The following is an 18,239-nucleotide window of genomic DNA, read 5'->3' on the forward strand; positions in this document are numbered from 1 at the left end:
GGTGGCCGACTATGGCCTGGAGGCCGATCTCTTCGAGGCCGTGCCTGAGCTGATCGCACAGCTCTGAAGGCCCGCCTCGCTGTGGGCCCGGGTGGCAAAATCGGAGCCATGGCCCTGCACTTTGATCTGGTCGACCTGCGCCTCATGGTGCGGGTGGCCGAAGCCAACAGCCTCACCCGTGGGGCCGAGGCCTCCCACCTCTCCCTTCCGGCGGCCAGCACCCGCGTCAAGAACCTCGAGGAGAGCATCGGCACGCGCCTGTTCTGGCGCAACAGCCAGGGTGTGACCCTCACGCCGGCGGGCCAGGCCGTGGTGCACCACGCGCGCATGGTGCTCGGCCAGCTCGAACACCTCACCGGTGACCTTCAGGCTTACACGCAGGGCGTCAAGGGCCATGTGCGGGTGTATGCCAACACGACCGCGCTCAGTGAGTACCTGCCCCCGGTGCTCGCGGCCTTCCTGCGCTCGCACCCCGACGTGAACATCGACCTGCGCGAGCGCTTGTCCCACGACATCATCCGCGCGGTCACCGACGGCCAGACCGACATCGGCATCGTGGCCGGTTCGGTGCGCACCGAGAACCTGGAAACCAAGCCCTACCGCCAGGACCATCTGGTGCTGGTGCTGCCGCGCGACCATGAGCTGGCGGTGGAAGCGGCGGTGCCCTTCGAGCGCACGCTGGACTACCTGCACGTGGGTCTGCACGAAGCCAGCGCCATCCACGCCTTCCTGCGCCAAGCCTGCGAGCGGCTGTCGCGCACGCTGCAACTGCGCATCCAGGTCAGCAGCTTCGAGGTGGCCTGCCGGCTGATCGAAGAGGGTGTGGGTGTGGGTGTGTTGCCGGCGTCGGCGGCGCGGCGGCATGCGCGCCACATGGCGCTGCACATCGTGCCGCTGTCGGACGCATGGTCGCTGCGGGCCATGCAGATCTGCGTGCGCAACTTCGACACGCTGCCGGTGTTCGCCCGCGATCTGGTGGACTTGCTGACCGAGGATGCTCAGGCGGCCTCGGCAGCGGCCGATCAGGCGCCGGACGCTGCCCGGTAACGGAAGGTGCCCATGGCCCGGGCCACGGACTGGCCGGCGGCGTCGCGCAGTTCGGCTTCGCAGAAGCACACCGAGCGGCCACCGCCGGTGGCCTGACCACTGGCCTGCAGCTCGCCCCGGGCCGGGGCGGTGAACACCACGCTGATGTCGGTCGCGCCGAGCGCGCGGGCGGTGTCGTTCAGGCGTGTGCGCGCGGCGCTCACCAGGGCCTGCTGCAGCAGGCCCATCAGGCGCACCTCCTCGTCCATCAGCGCGTCTCCCGGCGCGAGGCGGCGGCCGCGGCGGTGAAGTCGCGCGGGCCGGTCAGGCCCAGGCCACCGTCCACCGGGATGATGGCGCCGGTGATGTAGCTGCCCCAGTCGCTGGCCAGCAGCATGGCCATGCGCGCGATGTCTTCGGTGCGGCCCAGCCGCTTGAGCGGGACGCGCTGCGCCATGGCGTTGAGCGTCTCTTCGGTGGGGGCCAGGCGCTTGAGCCCTTCGGTGTCGGCGATCGGCCCGGGCACGATGGAGTTCACGCGGATGCCTTGCGGCCCCCACTCCATGGCCAGCACCTGGGTGAGCATGTCCACACCGGCCTTGGCCGCGCACACGTGGGCCTGGAAGGGCGTGGGCGTGAAGGCCTGGCTGGCGGAGATCTGGATCACGCAGGCGCCGGGCTGGCGCAGGTGGGGGTGCGCCATGCGCGCCACGTGAAAGCTGCCCATGAGATCGATGTCCACCACCGTCTTGAAGGCGTTGGGCGACATGTCGAGCACGCTGGCCAGGAAGTTGCCCGCCGCGCCGGAGACCAGCACGTCGATGGGGCCGAAGCGCTCGGCGGCGGCCTCCACCGCCGTCTTCACGGCGTCGGGCTGGCGCACGTCGGCCGCGAGGCCGAAGGCGTCCGTGCCCAGGGCCTTGAGTTGTTCGACGGCGGCGTCCACCTTGTCCTGCGAGCGGCTGATGAGGCTGATCCGCGCACCCGCGCGGGCGAAGCCCTGCGCGATGCCGAAGTTGATGCCGGAGGAGCCGCCCGCCACAAAAACATGGCGGCCGGTGAAGTCAAAGGGAGTCGTGGTCATGGGTTCAGTCGAGTTTGAAGCCGATCTCGGCGAGCATCTTCTGCTCACGATCGAACTGGGCGTGGGCAAAGGCGGTGTGGGCCTCCGCGCTGGTGAGCTGGGGCACCATGTCGTAGAGGTCGAGGTTGGCCAGGTAGGCCGGGTCGGTGGCGGCCTTGCGGAAACCTTCGTGCAGGCGGGCGACGATTTTCGGGTCGAGGTTCTTCGGTGCCACCAGGCCCACCGGCGATTCGATCGAGAAGTTGTGCCCCAGCTCCTTGAGCGTGGGCACGTCGGGGTAGTTCTTCAGGCGCTGCTCGGTGAAGGTGGCGAGCAGGCGGCAACCGCCGCCGCGCACCTGTGCGCCGAAGCCCGGGTCGCTGTAGACGTCGAGGTGGCGGCCCAGCAAGGCCTGGAAGGCTTCACCACCGCCCTTGAACGGCACCATGTTGAAGCTCACGCCGGCGGCGCGGGCCATGCGCTGGGCTGTGATGCGGTTGATGCTGATGGCGCCCACGTTGCCCCAGGTCACGACACCGGGGCGGCTCTTGGCGTCGGCGATCAGTTCGCCGAAGTTCTTCCACGGCGCGTCCTTGGCCACCACCACGCCGGTGGTCAGGCCGAACAGGCCGCCGAGGTAGGTGAAATCCTTCAGCGGGTGCCAGGTGACGCGCTGGACCAGCGGTGCACGGATCACCGAGTTGTGCATGACGGCGATGGTGTAGCCATCGGCCTCGTTCATCAGTCCCACGTTGGCGGTGCCGCTGACGCCACCGGCGCCCGGGCGGTGCATGAGCACCACGGGTTGCCCGAATTCCTTCGAGGCGGCTTCCGCCAGCGAGCGGATGACGGGGTCGAAGGAACCCCCGGGCGGGAAGGGCAGCACCAACTGGATGGGCCGGCCCGGGAACGCGGTGTTGGCCAGCGCGGGCGCGGCCACGGCACTGGCGCCGAGGGCGGCGACGCCCCCGATGAACTGGCGGCGGTTGAAGGCGAGGGTTGAACGATTCATGTGCGTCTCCTGGTGTTGTGTGAACGGAAATCCATGGGTCTCACTGGGGCAGTGGCAGGTAACGGAAAGTCCCCTGGCCGCGCGCCACCACACGGCCGTCGGCATCGGTCACCACCGCCTTGCACCAGGCCACCTGGTCGTCGCAGCTCACGAGCTCGCTGTCGGCGGTGAGCGAGCCGCGCCCCGGTTCGAGGAAGCTGGTGTTGAGGTTCAGCGTCACGGCGGTGCGCTCGAAATTGCAATGCGAGACGGCTGCGCTGGCCATGGCCACGTCGATCAGCGTGATGACCACGCCGCCGTGGATGGCGCCGATGACGTTGCCCAGTTCTTCGCGTGCGTCGATGCACAGGCGGGCCTTGCCGCCTTCGGAAAACTCGCGCCGCATCTGCAGCAGGCGGGTGAACGGCACCTGGCTGAACATCTGGCGCGGATCGTGTCCAGTGACGGCTTTCATGGTCATGCCCGGGCCTGCTCGCGCAACACGTTCTTGAGCACCTTGCCGGCCGCCGACAGCGGCAGCGCCGGCACATAGACCACGCTGCGCGGGCACTTGAAGCCGGCCAGGCGCTCGCGGCACCAGGCGCGCAGCTCGTCCACCGGCAGTCGCTCCGGTGCCACGCCCTCGGCCAGCACCACCACCGCGTGCACCGCCTCGCCCCAGCGCGCATCGGGCAGGCCGATCACCGCGGCGTGTGACACCAGCGGGTGGCTGCGCAGAGCACCTTCCACCTCGGCGCAGTACACGTTTTCGCCACCGGTGATGATCATGTCCTTGATGCGGTCGACGATGAAGAGGAAGCCGTCGGCGTCCATGCGCCCGGCGTCACCGGTGCGAAACCAGCCGTCGCGAAATGCGCCTGCGGTGGCTTGCGGGTTGTTCCAGTAGCCGCGGGTGACCATGGGGCCGCAGGCCACGATCTCACCCACCTCGCCGGGAGGCAGCGGGTGGCCGCTTTCGTCCACGATGAGGATTTCGGCACCCAGGCCCGCGCGGCCCACCGAGTGCAGGCGGCCCCGCGCCCGGGCCTCGGGGGAACGGTGGTTCTCGGGCAGGTTGATGCACAGGGCGCCGGCCGTTTCGGTCAGGCCATAGGCCTGGAAGAAGTCGGCGTGCGGCCACGCGAGCAAGGCACGTTCGAGCAGGTCGGGCGGCATGGGCGCGGCACCGAAGGCGATGCGGTCGAGGCTGCGCACACGCTCAGGCTGGAAGCCGGGCTCGTCCATCAGGGACTGCAGCATGGTGGGCACCAGGATGGTGTCGGTGATGCCGTGGGTCTCGATCGCTTCGAGCACCGCCGCGGGCCGGAACTGCGCCATCGTGATGCAGGTGCCGCCCACGATGGTCTGCCCGATCAGGCGGCCCAGGCCGGCCACGTGAAACAGCGGCGCGACCAGCAGCGAGACCGAGTCGGGCGCGTTGTTGAGCTCTGCGCCGCGCGTCATGGAGGCGGTCCAGAAGTTGGCGTGCGTGAGCATCACACCCTTGGACTTGCCGGTGGTGCCGCCGGTGTAGAGGATGGCGGCCAGTTGCTCGCCGCAGGCGCGCGCGTCGGGGAGAGGCGCCAGCGCGCGAGCTTCGTCGGCCAGTTGCACCAGGTCGACCGTGGGCAGGCTCAGGCCATGAGCCTGCGCCGTGAGCGACTCGTCGATCAGCAGCAGGCGCGCGCCGCTGTCTTCGAGCGCATGTGCGATCTCGTGCAGGCTCCAGCGCACATTGAGCGGGCAGGCCGTGGCGCCCATCCACCAGCACGCAAAGATCGCGCGCACCAACAGGTCGTGGTTGGGCGCGAGCAGGGCGACGCGGTCACCGGCGCGCACACCGCGCGCCGACAGGGCAGCCGCGTGGCGCCCGATGCCGTCGAGCAACTCGGCAAAGGTATGTTGACGCACAAGGCCTTCACTCACGTGGGTGAGCGCGATCTTGTCCGGATGTCGTTGCAATGAGCGGTGCAGGCCTTGGGTGAGGTACACGGTATTTGCGGGCAGTGGGGTTCAAAACAGCGAGGCCTTAGCGTAGGCACGGGTTGGAATCCCCCCAATGGCTGGATCGGCCAATGCGGTTGGCGAAACCTTCCAAGGCTGTGCGGGGCGTGCGGGTTATCCCGAGGCCTGAGAACACCGCGCCCACCTTGCGCATCGGCGGTGAGCTGTCGTAGGGCGCCAGAGCACGCGCTCGTTGGCCAAAGACAGCTTCCACTCGGCCTCTATTTATGCCAACCAGTCCCTGCAGAAACTGCGGGGCTCACCGGCGACACGCTCAGGCGTTGCTGGGGGCCAATGGTTCGTCCGCCGCCCCGCCGGCTTCAGGCATCACGTAAACGACAGCGCGGCTGCGACCAAGCACAGGCGATACGACAGCTTCATAGAAGGCCACCGGCACCACCACGCAGCCGGCCGATACGCGGCGCGCTTGCGGGTCAGCCGAGGCCAGGCGCGTCGCGCGGTGCTGCTGCGACAGTCCTGGGCGCAATCGGTGGATAGCCAGCGCGCTGTCGTAGTCGATCCAGACCACGGATTCGCCCCCGAGGTTGCGGCCAGGCTGGGAGACGAATCGGCCTGCTGTGGTCACCCGGTCGCCCTTTCGCAGTTGTCCGCTCTGGGTGCGTGCCCCTACGCCCGGCACGGCCCGGTCGCCATAGTCCGCCCCCAGCAGCACCGGCGTGGAGCCGACGAGTTGGCCGTTGCCCAGGAAAACCGTGAGCACGGCCGCCTTTTTGTCGACGACAGCGAAAGGCAGGCCTCCGTGGTCGGCCGAGGCAATCACCTGTCGGGCCAGCGCCAACGCAGCGACAGCTGGCATGTTGGGTGATGGCGTGGCTCTGGCCGGCAGGGCCGGCCCGCCGAGCAGGGCGACGAATAGCGCGACTGTGAGCCCAGGGATCGAGAACCGCATGTTGCAAAGCCACCGCATTTGAACGCGGAAAGGCTTGCACCTCCCGCGACTGCCACGAGTGACGACCCCGAAAGACCGCCGTGTGGGCAGATGCTATTGGCCCTGCGGGATGGCAAAGCGCGCAACAGCAGGCGAAAGGCAGCGCAAATGCTCCTTCAGTCCGGGGCGCATTCATCGTAGGGCGCCACAGTAACTGCTCTGGGACATTCAAAAAATCAAGGGCTTCCAAAACCTCGTGCCGTAGGGTCGGCCCGGTTTGATCTTTGACCAGCCGGCTTCTACGATTCTTTGCAGGTCCAAATGCTTGAGCAGATCAACTCACCAACCGCTCAAAATGCTGTCGGACATAGGGTACGCTCGACTGACTTTCCGCTTTCGGCCAAGAGCGGTCACCAGGAGGCCGTTTGCTTGTCAGGAAGTCTGTAGTCTTTCGCATCGACTTCTTTCTGAGTAGGTTCCTCCCGATGCCCTCAACTTGATTGACGCAAAGTCTGAAAATGGACAATAAAAGAAAGTGGTTTGGCGCGTTCTGTACGCTAGTGCTTTGCTTCGTTTCGCTGATACCTGCTTCTCCACTATTTATAAAACTTTTCCTGCCTTTTCCAGAACTGGAAAACGCCCACTACTACTTTGGTGAAATTGAGACAAAGCAAGGACGGCCTTTGTTTTCACGTTTGGAAGTCAGGAATCGTTACTACATCTCAACAGCAGATGGAAAATTTGAGATTGTGGATGGGTACTTTGGCGATAGGTTTTCACCGCACCATGGGGAATTACTAGATGGGGCAAAGGGCGAAGTCTGGTTTCATCCCGCCTTTGGCATTCTTCAACAACACCTCTTATATAAATCGAAGGATGGTCGCGAGAAGTTGTCGCTGTCGACTATCGAAGGTACAAAGCGTTGGCATGCCGACGCATTTAGATGGAATCGATATCTATGGCGATCGTTGCTGCCGATAGCGCTCTTTGTTCTCCTTCTTGTACAGATTCGTGGGCTCCGAGCGCGAGATTCCTAGTTCGGCCACCCTATCCGTAATTTCCTACACAAGACATGCCCCTTTGAATGATTGCGGAATCGAGTTTCCGCTTTGGACCCGAAGTTGTCATCGAGCTTCCTCGATAGCAGTCGCTCACGGCAGGGTTGGGACGATTGGGTGACGGCTACATCATCAATCCGCCAAACTTTTCGAAAGCCGTTCTCACCTGGTCTTCGGTGCAGGCGACCAGACCGGCAAATGACGGAACATGGAGCACCGATGCTGCTAGTGACGCAGGCTGGTCTGCGCAGATTCGCATAAAGCGTCCCATTTCACCAGGCCAAGCGAAGGTGGTGACTTCCTGCGCGCGTTCGAGCAGCCCGATCAGTACGATATTTGGCCACATTGGCAGCCGCAATGTCGAGATGTCAACATTGAAGAAACGGCATCCGTCTAAGACTGCATGCGTGAAGTCGCACGCCGCTATTGCCCCGAAGCTCCCATCACGCTCGACATCGTGCGAGCGACCGAAATCGCATCCGCTGAAAACACCATTGAACCTGCAACTGATGAAACTAGCTTTGAACAGCGGATAGTTCCTCTGGGGCGAAACGGCGCGTACATCGCAGTTCTCAAATGTGCCCCGAACAATCAGCGGACGCCCCTTAGTTTGAGCAAGTCTCAGCGTCCCGTTTGAAAGAGTGCAGTCAACTATCCCCCGGCACTCGTGCTCCGGCAGTGTGATCGTCTCGGACACCAAGGTCTGCCCGCGAATCTCACTCGCTTCGTCAAGTCGGTACGTCATTTTCAATCAGTTGAGTAGGTCGATTGATAGCGCTTCGACCAGATTCAAGTGGTCGTGTCGGGCGTCTCCTTTTGGCCGATCTCCGACATCGTAGTCGAGGGGAGGCGGCAGGGGATGCATGAATCATGCGGACTGAGCACCCCAGGACGGCACTTCCGTCGCAAGATCTCTGGCAGCGGAACAGGCCGATCGCATCAATTCAGGCAACCTTCGGCTGGCGCTGTGACACAAGGCTCTGCAAGTCCCTGAATTTGCTTGCGTGCCAGAGCAACTACGCCGGCGGCCCACGGCTGTGTCGGGGTTTGGAACGCAGGGATTTTCTGGTTGCGTGGGCGCAGCGCACACCATGAAAAGTCCGCCAGGCGCAGGCGCGCTTGCATTGCGCGGCGTCTGGTGCGGCCAGTAGGAATCGAACCTACATCTGGCCCTTAGGAGGGGCCCGTTCTATCCATTGAACTATGGCCGCGAAAGCGAGCCCGCATTGTACGGGGGCTGTCCTGCACGAGCGGCCGCGGGCAGGCGCAGCACATTGCCGCACACGGGCACGTATTCCCCCAGGAAATCGAGGAAGCTGCGCACGGCTGGAGACAGGCCCCGGCGCGAGGGAAACACCGCGTGCACCACGCCCACCGGCGTGGACCACTCGGGCAGCAGGCGCGCCAGCCGGCCCTCGCGCAGCTCGTCCTCGCACATGTAGTCGGGTAGCCAGCACATGCCGGTGCCACCGAGCACGGCGAACTTGAGGGTGAGCAGGTCGTCGGCGATGAAGCGGGGGCGGTACTGGAGCACGGCTTCGCGGCCTTCGGCGTTGATGAGGGGCACGCTGACCAGGCCATCCACGGCCGACATCGCGACGCTGTCGAGCCTGCCCGCCTCCTCCAGCGTGGTGGGCGTGCCCTGGCGTGCGAGCAGGGCCGGGCTGGCCACCAGCACCGAGCGCGCCGCGTCCAGCCGCTTGACGACCAGGCTGCCGCTCTCCTCCAGCGTGAGGCGCACGCGCAGCGCCACGTCCACGCCGTCCTTCACCAGGTCGACCACGCGGTTGTTCACCTCCATCTCCACGCGCACCTGCGGATGCCGCGCGAGGTAGATCGGCATGACATTGGCCAGCACGGTCTGCGCCAGGGTGACGGGGCACACCACGCGGATGGTGCCGCGCGGTTCGGTCTGCGCGTGGGCCACGGCATCGGCTGCGGCCTGGGCCGATTCGCGCAGCGCCTGGCAGTGGCGCAGGTAGGTTTCGCCCACGTCGGTCAGGGAGAGCTTGCGCGTGGTGCGCTGGAGCAGGCGCACGCCGAGCTGGGCCTCCAGCTCGGCGACCCGGCGTGACAGGCGGGACTTGGGCAGGCCCAGCGCGCGGCCCGCCGCGGCAAAGCCGCCGCGCTCGACCACTTCGGCGAAATACAGCATGTCGTTGAGGTCTTGCATGGCAATGGGCCTTGATTGTCCTGTTGATGGAACGGTCTAGCGTGATTTTGCCGACTTATCAAATATTCGGTCGGAAATCAGAATCTATCCATCGCCACTCGCGTGGTAACCCCTTTCTCTGGAGCACCTCATGCAACTGCTGCACATCGATTCCGCCATCACCGGCGACCAGTCCGTTTCCCGCCAGCTTACCGCTCAGACTGTGGCCGCCTGGGTGGCGACCCACCCCGGCACACAGGTGCAACACCTCGATCTGGCCGCCGACGTGGTGCCCCATCTGAGCGCCGACGCGCTGGGTTTCCGCACCGGCCAGGCCGCCACCACCGAGGTGCAGCGCCGTGAAAACGCGCTGTCCGAAGCGCTGGTGAGCCAGTTCCTCGCGGCCGACGTGGTCGTGATCGGCGCGCCGCTCTACAACTTCACCATCCCGACCCAGCTCAAGGCCTGGATCGACCGCATCGCCCAGGCCGGCCGCACCTTCACCTACACCGACAAGGGCCCGAAAGGTCTGGCGGGCGGCAAGACGGTGATCGTGGCGCTGACGCGCGGCGGCGTGTACTCCACCAGCGAAGGTGGCCGCGCCATGGAACACCAGGAAAGTTACCTGCAGACCGTGATGGGTTTCATCGGCATCACCGATGTGCGTTTCGTGCGCGCCGAGGGCGTGGCCATGGGCCCGGACGCCAAGGCCCAGGCGCTGACGACGGCCGAAGGCGAAATCGCCAGCCACACGGCCGAGGCCGCACTGGCCTGAGCGGTCAGTCGTACTGAATGGTGAAGATCAAGTCCAAAGCATTTTCTTCACCGGCGCGCGCTCGCACCGTCAGGCGGCGCGTCACGTCGTAAAAGATGCTCACCGTGCCCAGCGCACCGGCCAGGCTGCGTTCGTAGCTGAGGTACAGGTTGTTCGACAGCCGCTTGCCCAGCGTGAGCGCAGCCGAAGCGGCGGAGCCGTCGGCGTTGGTGGCGCTGCCCCCAATCGAGAGTTCGTCCAGACCGAGCGCGCTGGCCAGACCGCCATCCAGCCGCCCGTCGCGTCCCGCCAGCAGGGCCAGTGCGGCTTGCTGCAGCACGGCGGCTTCGGCCCCGGCGCCGCTGGCCGGGCGGCCGAGCACCAGCCAGGCGAGTTTTTCGCTGTCGGGCAGTTCGGGGTCTGAGAACAGGCGCACGCGCGGCGCCTGCGCGGTGCCGCTGATCTGCACGCCCACACGCTGGCTGGTGTTGGGGCGCACGGCCGTGATGTCCAGCGTGGGGTTGTCGTACGGCCCGGTGAAGCGCAGCACGCCGTTTTCAATCGTGAGCTGCTGGCCGTAGGCGCGGTACGAGCCGCGCACAGTGCGCACGTCGCCGAGCACGCGCGGCGTGGGCTGCTCGGGCGTGCTGCGCACATTGATCTGGCCGGCCAGCCGCGTCTGCAAGCCCTGACCACTCACCTGAAAATCCTCGCCGAGGTCGATGTCGACCAACACGTCGGGCCGCACGCGGAACGCGCCCGGCGTCTCCAGCGCGGTCTCGGTGCCGCGCACCACCACGTCCGCGCCCAGGCTGGGGGTGGATTCGTCGGGCAGCACGAAGAGGGCGGAGTCGGCCAGGAGCCGGCCGCGGATCTGCAGCGCCGTGCCCACCAGCTCGGCCTGCAACTGACCCGAGACCGTGAGGCGCCGGTCGGCGCGGGAAGACACGCGCAGCTTCGTGGCCGTGGCCTGCAGGTTGATGTAGGGCTGGCGCTGGCTCACGCCGTCCACCGTGACACGGCGGAACTCGGTGGTGCCGCTGGCCAGCAGGGTGCCACCCGCCTCGGCGCCACCGCGGCCCTGCAAATAGAAGCGCTCGATGGTGACGCGTTCGCCGGCCAGTGTGGCGCGCAGTTCGCCGCGCGAGAACGAGATGCCGTTGACGATGGAGCGCAGGGCGAGCTCGTCGGCGCGCAGGGTGCCGTTCCACAGCGGGTTGGCGCGTGTTCCGCTGAGCGTGGCAGCGGCGGCCAGCGTGCCGCGCACACGCCAGCCCGGTGGCGCCAGCGCCGACCACACACCCACCTGGGGCAGGCTGGCCGTGACGGTGCCGCGCAGGGGTGCGTCTGCCGCCCAGTGCCAGGCCGTCTGGCCACCACCGGGTGGGCTCAGCGTGGTGCCCAGGTCGGCACTGGCCTGGCCCAGGCGCTCGCTGTCCCAGCGCAGGCTGGCCTGCACGTTGGCGCCTTGCGTGGTCACGCTCAGGCGCGCCTCCTTGATGCCGGTCTGCAGGCGCTGGGTGGAGGTGGTGTTTTCATCAAACGCGCCATCGGTCTGCACCGAGAGGTCGCCGCTGCGGCGCTGCAGCTGTGCGCTCAGGCGCGGGGGTGTGGTGGCGTCTGCGGGCAGGAAGAAGTCCCAGTTGCCGTCGAACACCACGTCGCCGCCCAGGCCGGACTGGCTGAGCGGGCCGCTGCGTGCGCCTTCGGCCGTGATGAGGGCGTCGATCCACGAGAGCGGCAGGCCGGTGAGCTGGCCGCGCGTGAGGAGCGCGCCCTGTTGCCAGCTGAGTTGCTCCCAGGCCAGGGTCATGGGGGTGGTGGTGGCCGCCGATGCGCCGCCCCCGCGGTTGCTGAAGGTGGGTTGCAGGCGCAACTGGCCGGCGTCGGCCTGCAGGTTGATGGCGCTGCGCGCGTTTTGCCAGCGCAGGCCGAGCGCGGTGACGGTCTGCAGCGTCCAGTCGACCACGCGGTCCTTGCGCGCGCTGTCGGTGGCGCGCAGTTGCAGGCGGGTGAGGTCGAGGCGCCCGCTGTCGATGTCGGGCTTTTGCGCGCTGCCGAGTTGCAGCGTGCCCTGGGTGTCCAGCGTGCCGCGCCAGGGGCCTTGTTCGGCCTGGCCGGTGGCGGTGATGTTGAGCTGGTGGGGCAGCCCACCGGCTTGCAGGTTCAGGTTGGCGAGAACCAGGGTCTGCAGCGTGCCGACCACGGCGTCGGCACCGGTGGCAGGGTCGGCCGCGCGCGCGGCCGTGCCGCGTGTGATGGACAGGCGCGGGGCCTGCAAGCGCGCTTGCACGCGCGGCGGCGCGGCGGCAGCGGCGCCCGTCACCGGCGCGGGGTAACCGAGCACGCCCAGTCCACCGTCCCAGGTTGCACCAAGGCGGGCGCTGCCCTCGATCTGCAGACCGGGCTGGGCCTCGAGTTGCGCGCGCAGCAGCGGGCCGACCACGGGCAGCGTCTGCAGGCTGCGCACCCAGGCGAGCACGCGCGCGGCGTCGTCCAGCGCCAGGTTCAGCTCACCCTTGCCCTGGGCGTGGGCCACGCGGCCTTGCCAGTCGCCCTGGGCGCCGGGCAGCTTGAGCGCGAGCCGGCCTTCAAAACTGCGCGCGCCCACATCCAGCTTGCCTTGGCCGTCCAGCATGGCATCGGCCAGACCCGCGCTGAGCGTGCGCAGGTCGAGCACGCCGAGCGCAGCGTTGGCGGGCGAGGGCGTCCAGCGGCCTTGCAGGTTGAGGTCGCGCAGGCGCAGGCCGGCGAGCTGACCGGCCTTGGGTTGGGTGCCCGAGGGCTTCACCACCGCGTTGATGTCGATCGCCGGGTTGGCCGTGTTCACGTTCACCGCCCGGGCGGAGAACGTGCCGTCGAGCGCGGCCGGCGCGATGCTGCTCCACAGCGCGGCGGGGTTGATGCGGCGCGCGCTGAGTTCGCCCTGAAAGTCGCCCAGGGGGGAGGCTGCTGGCTCGCGCCAGCCCTGGCCCTGCAAGCGGCCGCCGCCGAGTTGGGCATCCAGGTTGGTGAGGGTCCAGCGCGTGCCGCGCTGCTCCAGATCGGCCTGCAGGCTTTGCAGGGGCAGGCGCTGCTTGTCGGCGGGGCCGGGCACGGCGTTGGTCATGCGCACTTCGGCGCGCCAGGCCTCGCCGTCGGGCTGCGCCGTGGCGGTGCCGGTGAGGGCGGTCACCGGGGCCTGGGGCCAGAGCATGGCGAGGTTGAGCCGGTTCATGCGCGCGTTGGCCGACTCGACGGGCTGGGCCTTCCAGGGGCGGATGCGCGCGGTGGCGTCGAGCACGGGGGCGTCGGTGGCGCTGGCTGTGCTGGTGGTCAGGCTGGTCGTGGCGTCCAGTGCCGCGTCGGACTCGGCCAGGTGGCCGGTGATGTTGGCAATGGCCCTGAGCATGAGGTCTTCGCCGCCGGGCACGGTGGCCCTCACCTCGCCCTGCGCGTCCACCCGCAGCGGCATCGGTGCCTGCGCCCCCATCACGGCCTGGATCTGGTAGAGGCCCCCGGCCACCCGCAGGTTCTCCAGATCAAGCTGGTGGGCATCGGCCACGCCGAGCTTCCACAGGCTGTCGACCGGGCGGTAGCGGTACTGGCCTTTGAGGCCGCTGAGCGAGATGTCCTGGTTGCCGTCGAGCACCAGCTCGCCCACCGACCATGGCAGGGTGACGGCCATGGGCAGGGTGATGGGCTGCAGCGGCTCCACCGGTGTGGGCGGGCGGCGGTCGGTGATCTGCAGGCGCCCGATGTCGAATTGCGAAAGGCGCAGGCCGCGCGCGAGCAGGGCGTCGAGCCAGAAGCGGTTGTCCAGCGCAATGCACACGCTGGAGGCCTGCACGAGCAGTTCGTCGCGCTGCCACTGAAGCCGGCCGATCTCGCCGCCGTTGCGCAGGCTGCCCTGCACCTCGGCCACGCTCAGCGTGCCCGCGCTCGGTCCCTGGTCGGCCATGTAGCTCTGTCCCCAGCGGATGGCCTGGGCCAGCGACCCCGCCGTGCCGGCCCATACCCACGCTGCCACGGCCGCCGACAGCACCAGGCCGAGCAGCCCCACAGGCAACCAGAGCGCGACCCGGTGCCACGCGCTGCGCTTGCGCCGCAGGTTGGGCTGGGGATCGGTCTCGTCGTTCATGGCGCCAACCGTCAGAAGGTGAAGCCGACGTTGAGGTGCAGGCGCAATCGCTTGGTCGCCAGGCCGTAGCCCAGGTCGAGCTGCAGCGGTCCCACCGGGCTGTTGTAGCGCACGCCGGTGCCCACGCCCCACAACGGCTTGAGGTCGCCTGCGCGGTTGGCCACGGCGCCGCCGTCGATGAAGAGCACGCTCTCCACCGGCGAGCGCCCGTTGGCGTTGAAGATGGGACGCTGCCATTCCAGGCTCACCACGCCCTTGTAGCGCCCGGGCAGCACGCTGCCGTCGGACTGGCGCACGCCGATGTCGCGCAGACCGTAACCGCGCACCGTGGCGTCGCCACCGGTGAGGAAGAGCTGGGTGTCGGGAATGGCGGCGCTGTCTTTGGCCAGCACCGCGCCACCTTCCACGCGCAGCGCCAGGCGGCCCTGGTTGGTGCGGTTGCTCGACGGGTTCACCACACGCGCCTCACCCGGTTTGGGCTCGGGCGGTGGCGAGCGGTCGCCCAGCGGCCAGTAGCCCAGCCAGCGCGCCTGCGTGCGCGTGAAGGGCAGGCGCGTGGTGCCCAGCGTGTAGCCCACACCCAGCTCCACCGCCAGGCCGTAGCCCGCGTTGGGCGAGATCGGGTCGTCAAACCGGCGGCGTGTCCAGGCGTAGTTGGCGGTGATCGACGAGTTGGCCTCGCCCGTGCGCAAGGTCTGCGTGGCTTCGTTGAAAACACTCGCGCGGTCGTACTGCAAATAAAAGCTGCGGTCGTACTCGATGCCGTCCTGTGATTGGCCAGCGCGCAGCCGTTGGCTGGTGGTGATGTTGAAGTCGTCCTGCTCCTGCAGCAGCCGACCACCAGCGATCCAGCGCCAGCCGTCGTTGTTCGGCGGGGAGCTCCAGTCGGTGCTGGCGAGCTGGTCCACGCGTTCGACCTTGAGCACGCTCACGGCCCGCCAGTTGATGCCGGGCACGCTGTGGTGCGTGTGTTCGATCGACAGGCGCGCGCCGCTGTCGGTGCTGCCGCCCACGCCGAGCACCAGCTTCTGGCGCAGGCTCTCGCGCAGTTGCACTTTCACCGGCAGGGTCTCGCCGTCCATGCTCGGCTCCACGAACACGAAGGCCGAGTCGTAGTAACCGCTCTCGATCAGGCGCTGCTGAGCGGCCTGCAACCGGGCCAGGTCGTAGTCGCTGCCGGGCACCACACCCGAGAAACGCACCAGCCGCTCCACCGTGGTCTTGTCGTAGCGCTGGGCGCCCTCCACCAACACGTCGCCCATGCGCATGGCGCGGCCGGAATCGAGCTCGATGTGGAGGTTGGCCTGGCGGTTGTCGGCGTCGATGTCGGCCAGGCTGTTCTGGATCCGTCCGGCGGGGTAGCGCCGCGCGATCAGGGCGCGCAGGGCCGCGTCCTTGGTGCGGTCCCAGTCGCTCTGCGAAAACGGCAACCCCTGCATCACGCTCACCTCGCGCTGGATGGTGTCGCGCTGCTCACTGGCTTCGGGGGCGGTGGCGATGTCGCCCACAAAGGACACGGTGACCGACGCCACCCGCGTGATGGGACCGGGCGAGACGCGGATGGTCACCGTGCCCAGCGGCCGGGTGCTGGTCGTGCCGTTGCCTGCGGCGGCGGTGTCGGCGGCCTCGGTCAGGGCGGGTGGCCCGATCACGTCCACCAGCGGCGAAAAATACCCCAGTGTGGCCAGCAGCTCGCGCAGGTTGGCGGGCGCGGCGTTGAGCAGGCGGGTGAGTTCGTTGGCGTCGAGGTTGCGCAGCAAGCGAAAGCGCTGCAGCTCGATGTGGCGCAGCAGGAAATCACGCACCTCGTCGGGCGCCTGCAGGTCGATCTCGAAGCGGGGAGCGGCCGGCGGGCGGGGTGTGCGCGGCGCGGCCCGATCGCGCGGGGCGCTCGCGCCGGAAGCCGGTGTTGGCATGTCCGCGTCAGCGGGCTCCTCGGGCACGTCCACCGCCTGTGCCCACGCGGCCTGCGGCAGCACGAGCGGCCACAGGGCGGCTGCGCAAAGCAGGAGAGACCCCACCCAGCGGATGGAGTCCGGAACTGAACATTTCATGCAGTTATTTGGAGAGCAATCTCATCGTGTCCTCCAGCCCCTTCAAGGTCAGCGGGAACATGCGCTGGCTCATGAGTTGCTGGACCACGCTGATGCTCTGTCGATACTGCCACACGCCCTGAGGTTCCGGATTGATCCACGCGTACTTCGGAAAGGCGTGCGTGAGGCGCTGCAGCCACTCGGCGCCAGCTTCCTCGTTGTTGTATTCCACGCTGCCGCCGGGTTGCAATATTTCGTAAGGACTCATGGTGGCATCGCCGACGAAGATCAGTTTGTAGTCCTTGTTGTACTTGCGGATGATGTCCCAGGTGGGGAACTTCTCGGCGTAGCGGCGGCGGTTGTTCTTCCACATGAAGTCGTAGACGCAGTTGTGGAAGTAGTAGAACTCCAGGTGCTTGAACTCGCTCTTGACGGCGGAGAACAGCTCCTCCACGCGCTGGATGTGCTCGTCCATGGTGCCGCCCACGTCCATCAGCAGCAGCACCTTCACGTTGTTGTGCCGCTCCGGGATCATCTTGATGTCCAGGTAGCCGGCGTTGGCCGCGGTGGCGCGGATGGTGTCGGGCAGGTCCAGCTCGAACTCGTTGCCCTCGCGCGCGAACTTGCGCAGGCGGCGCAGCGCCACCTTGATGTTGCGCGTGCCGAGTTCCTGCGTGTCGTCGTAGTCGCGGTAGGCGCGTTGCTCCCACACCTTCACGCCGCTCTTGTTGCCACCCTTGCCGCCGATGCGCACGCCCTGTGGGTTCTGTCCGCTGTTGCCGAACGGCGAGGTGCCGCCGGTGCCGATCCATTTGCTGCCGCCCTCGTGGCGCTCTTTCTGCTCTTCGAGCCGCTTTTTCAGCGTCTCCATGAGTTCGTCCCAGTCCATCTTGGGCGCGTTGGCCTTCTGCTCGTCGGAGAGGATGCGCTCCATCTCCTGGCGCAACCAGTCGGCCGGGATCGGCTTGGTGAAGTCGGCGATCATTTCCACGCCCTTGAAGTAGGCGGCGAAGGCGCGGTCGAACTTGTCGTAGTGCTTCTCGTCCTTCACCAGCGCGGTGCGCGCCAGGAAGTAGAAGTCGTCCATGGAGCAGGCATCGGGGTTGCGCGGCCCGACCACGTCGGCCTGCAGCGCCTCCAGCAGCATCAGGTATTCCTTGACGGAGACCGGCAGCTTGGCCGAACGCAGGGTGTAGAAGAAGTCGATCAGCATGGTGATCTCCCGGTTTCAGGCGTGAAGTGCCCGCAGGTAGAGCAGCTGGGCTTTCGCCTCCGGCCACTCACCCGAGCGCAGGCTGTACATGACCGTGTCGCGGATGGTGCCGTCGCGGCGCAAGGCGTGGCCGCGGATGACACCGTCCTTTTTCGCGCCCAGCCGCTCGATGGCCTTTTGCGAGGCGAAGTTGTAGTTGTCGGTGCGCCAACCCACCACGTGGCAGCCCAGCGTGTCGAAGGCGTGGCCCATCATGAGCAGCTTGCAGGTGGTGTTCACATGGCTGCGCTGCACGCTTTTGGCGTACCAGGTGTAGCCGATCTCCACGCGCTTCACCGCCGGCAGGATGTCGTGAAAGCTGGTGCTGCCGAGCACTTTGCCGGAGGCCTCGTCGGTGACGGCAAAGGCGAAGCGGTGTCCTTCTTCGCGCATCTTCAACGCGGACTCGATGTAGCCGCGCGTCTCGTGCGGCTCGGGCACCGAGGTGATGCGCAGCTTCCAGAGTTCACCGTCGGCCGCGGCGGCGCGCAGGCCGTCTTCGTGGTCCAGCGACAGCGGGATCAGGGCGATCCCGTTGTTGCGCAGGGTGACAAGTTCGACAAAAGCCATGGCGGGTTCAATCAGCGGTTGCGTTGGTTCATGAACACCAGCTTCTCGAACAGCGTCGTGTCCTGCTCGTTCTTCAGCAGCGCGCCCACCAGCGGCGGGATGCTGACCTTGCTGTCGGCACTTTGCAGCGCTTCGAGCGGGATGTCTTCGGCCATCAGCAGCTTGAGCCAGTCGAGCAGTTCGGAGGTGCTGGGCTTCTTCTTCAGGCCGGGCAGGTTGCGCACGTCGTAAAAGGTCTTCATGGCCGCGGCCAGCAGTTCCTTCTTGAGCTTGGGGAAGTGCACGTCCACGATGCGCTGCATGGTTTCGGCGTCGGGGAACTTGATG

15 protein-coding genes, 1 tRNA gene and 1 pseudogene are annotated in these 18,239 nt (G+C 67.2%); 3 read left to right on the forward strand and 14 right to left on the reverse strand.

Annotated features, from left to right (window positions below):
• Positions 1-108: 108 nt before the first annotated feature.
• Positions 109-1,047, forward strand: a complete 939-nt coding sequence (locus tag IV113_RS20580) for a LysR substrate-binding domain-containing protein (RefSeq protein WP_291088852.1) — start codon at positions 109-111, stop codon at positions 1,045-1,047.
• On the opposite strand, the gene IV113_RS20585 is transcribed toward IV113_RS20580, so the two are convergent.
• The 6 genes from IV113_RS20585 to IV113_RS20610 all read right to left on the reverse strand — a co-directional run bounded on the left by IV113_RS20585 (position 1,023) and on the right by IV113_RS20610 (position 5,901).
• Complete coding sequence (locus tag IV113_RS20585) at positions 1,023-1,295, reverse strand: hypothetical protein (protein ID WP_291088854.1); 273 nt, start codon at positions 1,293-1,295, stop codon at positions 1,023-1,025. The genes IV113_RS20580 and IV113_RS20585 overlap by 25 nt on opposite strands.
• Positions 1,295-2,110 (reverse strand): SDR family oxidoreductase, encoded by an 816-nt coding sequence (locus tag IV113_RS20590; RefSeq protein WP_291088856.1) that lies wholly within the window; start codon positions 2,108-2,110, stop codon positions 1,295-1,297. The genes IV113_RS20585 and IV113_RS20590 overlap by 1 nt, the downstream gene beginning before the upstream one ends.
• 4 nt (positions 2,111-2,114) lie before the next feature.
• Positions 2,115-3,101: a tripartite tricarboxylate transporter substrate binding protein gene (locus IV113_RS20595; RefSeq protein WP_291088858.1), complete on the reverse strand. Its 987-nt coding sequence runs from the start codon at positions 3,099-3,101 to the stop codon at positions 2,115-2,117.
• Positions 3,102-3,141: 40 nt separating this feature from the next.
• Positions 3,142-3,561: a PaaI family thioesterase gene (locus IV113_RS20600; RefSeq protein ID WP_291088860.1), complete on the reverse strand. Its 420-nt coding sequence runs from the start codon at positions 3,559-3,561 to the stop codon at positions 3,142-3,144.
• Entirely contained in the window at positions 3,558-5,072 is a 1,515-nt protein-coding gene (locus tag IV113_RS20605) for an AMP-binding protein (protein WP_291088861.1), read from the reverse strand. Before IV113_RS20605 ends, IV113_RS20600 begins: the two co-directional genes overlap by 4 nt.
• A 286-nt stretch (positions 5,073-5,358) precedes the next feature.
• Positions 5,359-5,901 (reverse strand): L,D-transpeptidase, encoded by a 543-nt coding sequence (locus tag IV113_RS20610; protein WP_291088863.1) that lies wholly within the window; start codon positions 5,899-5,901, stop codon positions 5,359-5,361.
• Between the two features lie 590 nt (positions 5,902-6,491).
• Between IV113_RS20610 and IV113_RS20615 the strand changes: the two genes are divergently transcribed.
• The gene (locus IV113_RS20615; RefSeq protein WP_291088865.1) at positions 6,492-7,010 is read left to right on the forward strand and encodes a hypothetical protein; all 519 of its coding nucleotides are present in this window, start codon (positions 6,492-6,494) and stop codon (positions 7,008-7,010) included.
• Between the two features lie 145 nt (positions 7,011-7,155).
• Here IV113_RS20615 and IV113_RS20620 read toward each other — a convergent pair whose 3' ends face one another.
• The 3 genes from IV113_RS20620 to IV113_RS20630 all read right to left on the reverse strand — a co-directional run bounded on the left by IV113_RS20620 (position 7,156) and on the right by IV113_RS20630 (position 9,204).
• Complete coding sequence (locus IV113_RS20620) at positions 7,156-7,782, reverse strand: hypothetical protein (RefSeq protein WP_291088867.1); 627 nt, start codon at positions 7,780-7,782, stop codon at positions 7,156-7,158.
• A gap of 385 nt (positions 7,783-8,167) precedes the next feature.
• Positions 8,168-8,242 (reverse strand) — tRNA-Arg (locus tag IV113_RS20625).
• Positions 8,233-9,204 (reverse strand): LysR family transcriptional regulator, encoded by a 972-nt coding sequence (locus IV113_RS20630; protein ID WP_291088869.1) that lies wholly within the window; start codon positions 9,202-9,204, stop codon positions 8,233-8,235. The genes IV113_RS20625 and IV113_RS20630 overlap by 10 nt, the downstream gene beginning before the upstream one ends.
• Positions 9,205-9,334: 130 nt before the next feature.
• On the opposite strand from IV113_RS20630, the gene IV113_RS20635 reads away from it, so the two are divergent.
• On the forward strand, positions 9,335-9,958 hold the full coding sequence (locus IV113_RS20635) for an FMN-dependent NADH-azoreductase (RefSeq protein ID WP_291088871.1): 624 nt from the start codon (positions 9,335-9,337) through the stop codon (positions 9,956-9,958).
• 4 nt (positions 9,959-9,962) lie between these two features.
• Here IV113_RS20635 and IV113_RS20640 read toward each other — a convergent pair whose 3' ends face one another.
• The 5 genes and pseudogenes from IV113_RS20640 to IV113_RS20660 all read right to left on the reverse strand — a co-directional run.
• Complete coding sequence (locus IV113_RS20640) at positions 9,963-14,057, reverse strand: translocation/assembly module TamB domain-containing protein (protein ID WP_291088874.1); 4,095 nt, start codon at positions 14,055-14,057, stop codon at positions 9,963-9,965.
• 11 nt (positions 14,058-14,068) lie between these two features.
• Positions 14,069-16,111 carry a BamA/TamA family outer membrane protein gene (locus IV113_RS20645; RefSeq protein ID WP_291088877.1) on the reverse strand — a complete coding sequence of 681 codons (2,043 nt, stop codon included), beginning with the start codon at positions 16,109-16,111 and terminating at the stop codon, positions 14,069-14,071.
• A 4-nt stretch (positions 16,112-16,115) separates the two neighbouring features.
• Complete coding sequence (locus IV113_RS20650) at positions 16,116-17,303, reverse strand: VWA domain-containing protein (RefSeq protein ID WP_291088880.1); 1,188 nt, start codon at positions 17,301-17,303, stop codon at positions 16,116-16,118.
• A 15-nt stretch (positions 17,304-17,318) separates the two neighbouring features.
• Positions 17,319-17,912 carry a GNAT family protein gene (locus IV113_RS20655; protein WP_291088882.1) on the reverse strand — a complete coding sequence of 198 codons (594 nt, stop codon included), beginning with the start codon at positions 17,910-17,912 and terminating at the stop codon, positions 17,319-17,321.
• Positions 17,913-17,923: 11 nt separating this feature from the next.
• Positions 17,924-18,239, reverse strand: a pseudogene (locus tag IV113_RS20660) (ATP-binding protein); the annotation flags it as partial.

Source organism: Hydrogenophaga sp. (genome assembly GCF_018780385.1).
Taxonomy (GTDB): Bacteria; Pseudomonadota; Gammaproteobacteria; order Burkholderiales; family Burkholderiaceae_C; genus Hydrogenophaga.